The following is a 4,091-nucleotide window of genomic DNA, read 5'->3' as shown; positions in this document are numbered from 1 at the left end:
CGCCTGGTAAGCAGAGTTTTTGAAATGTAAGGCCTTTGAATAAGACAAAAGGCTGCCTCATCGCTAACTTTGCAACAGTGCCATACTGTGTAGTATCATAATGCATAAATCACGATTTTTGATACTGACATTCAGTACCGTTTTGGGTGGTATCAAAACTCATAACATTTGAGACGGTTAAAAAGAGAACAGAACACCCGTTTACGAAAGGATGCGTGATGGCTGCTGATTTTCTGACCGACAAACAGACACAGAACTACGGGCGTTATGCCGCAGAGCCAAACGAGATCCAGCTGGCACGGTATTTTCATCTTGATGAGCGAGACCTTACTTTCATCAACCTGCGTAGGGGCAGGCATAACCGGTTGGGAATTGCCCTTCAACTCACAACTGCCCGCTTTCTGGGAACCTTCTTGTCCGATCTCATGCAAATACCGCCCGGTGTCCAGTTTTATGTCGCAAGGCAACTTAACATCCGCTATCCAGAGATCATTTCCCGCTATGCTCAAAGGGAAAACACACGTTGGGAGCACCACGGGCTTATCAGGCAGCACTATAGCTATCATGATTTCGGTGATTTCCCGTGGTCGTTCAGACTGAAGCGATTGCTGTATACCCGTGCATGGCTCAGTAATGAACGCCCCGGACTGATGTTCGATTTTGCCACCGCGTGGTTGCTTCAAAATAAAGTGTTGTTGCCAGCCGCATCCACCCTGACGAGAGTCATTGGTGAAATCCGTGAGCGTGCGACCCGCCGCTTGTGGCGAAAATTGGCCGCGCTGCCAAACCGTTGGCAGACCGCACAACTGGCTGGGTTACTTGAAATCCCCGAAGGACAGCGACTCTCAGTGATGGAGCACCTAAAAAGAGGCCCTGTCACTATCAGCGGCCCCGCGTTCACTGAAGCACTTGAACGTTACACTCGCCTGCGCAGCCTGGAGTTTTCCTGTCTGAATTTCACTGGGCTGCCCGCCATACAGCTCCGCAATCTGGCACGCTATGCCGGAATGGCATCGGTGAAATATATCAGCAGAATGCCAGAAGAACGGCGGCTGGCGATCCTTACCGCATTCGTGAAAGCGCAAGAAATCTCGGCGCTGGACGAGGCCGTTGACGTGCTGGATATGCTGATCCTCAATATTACCCGGGAGGCGAAGAAAACCGGGCAGAAAAAGCGACTTAGGACGCTCAAGGATCTTGACCGCGCGGCGTTGCTGCTGGCGCGGGCATGCGCACTTTTACTTGATGAAGATACCGCCGATGATTTGCTGCGAAAGACCATATTCAGCAGTGTGTCTGTCGCCAGACTGGCAGAGTCCGTGGAAAAAGTGAATGAACTGGCCCGCCCCCAGGATACAAACTTTCAGGATGAAATGGTGGAGCAATACGGACGGGTAAGGCGTTTTTTGCCCGCACTACTGCGCGATCTGCACTTCCGTGCGGCCCCAGACGGTGAACATACCTTGGCTGCCATCCATTACCTGGCAGAGCTAAACGGCTCGAAAAAACGGATCCTGGACGATGCACCTGAACATATCATTTCAGGCCCTTGGAAACGCCTGGTGTACGATGCTGACGGTCGGATACAGCGAGCAGGTTACTCGTTGTGTCTGCTGGAGCGACTTCAGGATGCGCTACGCCGTCGTGACATCTGGTTGGAAAACAGCGATCGTTGGGGTGATCCGCGCCAAAAACTTCTTCAGGGGGAGGAATGGCAGGCGCAGCGGGTTCCAGTCTGCCGGGCATTGGGTCACCCCACTAATGGCAGTAAAGCATCGGAGCAATTGGCCGCTCAGTTAGATGAAACCTGGAAAACGGTGGCATCACGTTTTGATCGCAATACCGCCGTGGACATCTGCAATGAAGGTAAACATCCTTCGCTGACCATCAGCAGCCTGGATAAATTGGATGAACCACCGGCGCTGATACAACTGAGCAGCCGAGTCAGACAATTGCTTCCACCCGTTGACCTGACAGAACTGTTGCTCGAGATTGACGCCAGAACTGGCTTCACCCGTGAATTCAGCCATGTCAGCGAGTCAGGTGCCCGTGCGCAGGATCTGCATATAAGCCTGTGTGCGGTGATGCTGGCTGAGGCCTGCAATATCGGACATGAGCCGCTGATCAAGCACAATATCCCTGCACTGACTCGCCATCGTCTGAGCTGGGTGAAACAGAACTACATCCGAGCAGAAACGCTGGTTAGCGCCAATGCGCGGCTGGTTGATTTTCAGTCCTCGTTAGCGTTGGCAGGATACTGGGGGGCGGGGAGGTAGCCTCCGCTGATGGTATGCGTTTTGTCACGCCAGTGAAAACGGTGAATTCTGGCCCCAACAGAAAATACTTTGGTTCAGGGCGCGGCATCACCTGGTACAACTTTGTCTCTGACCAATATTCGGGTTTTCATGGCATAGTGATTCCTGGAACACTGCGGGATTCCATCTTTGTGCTGGAAGGGCTACTTGAGCAACAAACGGGACTAAACCCGGTTGAAATCATGACGGACACAGCAGGTACCAGTGACATTATCTTTGGCCTGTTCTGGCTACTGGGATACCAATTTTCACCTCGTCTGGCGGATGCGGGTGAGGCTGTGTTCTGGCGGGCCGACAAAGCAGCGAATTACGGGGCGTTGGACAAACTGGCGCGGGGTTGTGTTGACCTTTCTAAAATCGAAAGCCACTGGGATGAGATGATGCGGGTTGCCGGTTCGCTGAAGCTGGGCACTATTCATGCGTCAGAACTCATTCGATCGCTATTGAGAAGTACCCGACCGTCAGGGCTTGCTCAGGCAATAATGGAGGTCGGAAGAGTTAACAAGACACTGTATCTTCTCAACTATATTGATGATGAGGACTATCGTCGCCGGATCCTAACACAGTTGAACCGGGGTGAAGGCCGCCATGCCGTTGCAAGAGCCATCTGCTACGGTCAGCGTGGCGAGATCAGAAAACGTTACCGCGAGGGGCAGGAAGATCAGTTGGGTGCGCTGGGTCTGGTGACAAACGCAGTGGTGCTGTGGAATACGCTTTATATGCAGGAAGCCTTGTCGCACCTGCGCAGCATCGGGGAAGGGCCAGAGGATGAACATATCGCGCGGCTTTCGCCTCTGATGCACGGTCATATCAACATGCTGGGACATTATACGTTCACACTACCGGAGGATATTATGAAGGGGGAATTGAGGCCGTTAAATCTCAATTTAAACAATGAATTATCTCCTTAGCGTGGTTTTTTACATCATTGGCCCTCAAACCCCATGATGATGGTTTCGAAACGTCTTAAGGCCAAAGACTATCGAACGGTTTCCACGGGATTTAACGTCCTGAGCTCTAAGCCAGTGCTGATAACTTTGGCCATAGCCCACTCCTATGCCGTCACCTAGCGCATTTTCATAATCCAAAGAGGATTTGAGACGCCTACCCCTCCCCATGATCGTACCCAAAAAACGACATTGATACGTACCTATATGTGCATTTTATAGTCTCCAACCCTATAACCACACATTCAGTAAGCATACAACATTAGCGTCGTTTTTTGAGAATGGTTACAACTTTAGTGCTTTGTGTACAACTTTATTGTCTTCGGACAGTAGGACCCTCTAAAACCAATAGAATTTACGTAGAAACGCGTTTAGTAAAGGCTTTACTAATTACTAATGACTAACATATTAGCACTTTCAGATCTGTCAGCAATAACCCCGGGCGGCGAAATAATGAGAAGAGTTCTTCCGGAGAGCCTTTTCTTTCTATCTGATTGATTTTTAACACTTTTAAATGTCAGCTTTATGTAAACCTGTGGGATTTACTCCTAATTAAATCCCATAGTATGAAAATTAGGCATTTGCAAACCTTAATGACGTGACGTTGTCACGTAAATCAATGGAATTTAGTCTCTAGTAAAGAGTTAACTAGTGACTAACTGCCTGATCGGTGTGCTTGAACGGTGCACTTCAGGCCGGATATAAAAATTGATGAGAGATATACAGAAAATGATGGACCGGCTTAATAGGGGTCTGACGCTCAGTGGAACGAAAACTCACGTTAAGCAACGTTTTCTGCCTCTGACGCCTCTTTTAATGGTCTCAGATG

The 4,091-nt window shown here is 50.0% G+C and carries 2 pseudogenes; one reads left to right on the top strand and one right to left on the bottom strand.

The features are described 5' to 3' along the window. The first annotated feature begins 218 nt into the window (after positions 1 to 218). Positions 219 to 3,226: pseudogene (locus ACOT1A_RS24340) on the top strand (Tn3 family transposase). A 36-nt stretch (positions 3,227 to 3,262) separates the two neighbouring features. On the opposite strand, the pseudogene ACOT1A_RS24335 reads toward ACOT1A_RS24340, so the two are convergent. Further along, positions 3,263 to 3,433 (bottom strand): annotated as a pseudogene (locus tag ACOT1A_RS24335) (transposase); the annotation flags it as partial. Positions 3,434 to 4,091: the final 658 nt, after the last annotated feature.

This window comes from Enterobacter cloacae complex sp. SYL003, assembly GCF_049236925.1.
Classification (GTDB): Bacteria; Pseudomonadota; Gammaproteobacteria; order Enterobacterales; family Enterobacteriaceae; genus Enterobacter; species Enterobacter intestinihominis.
The sequence above is the reverse complement of the archived record's forward strand: the minus strand, read 5'-3'. Positions and strand labels throughout refer to the sequence as shown.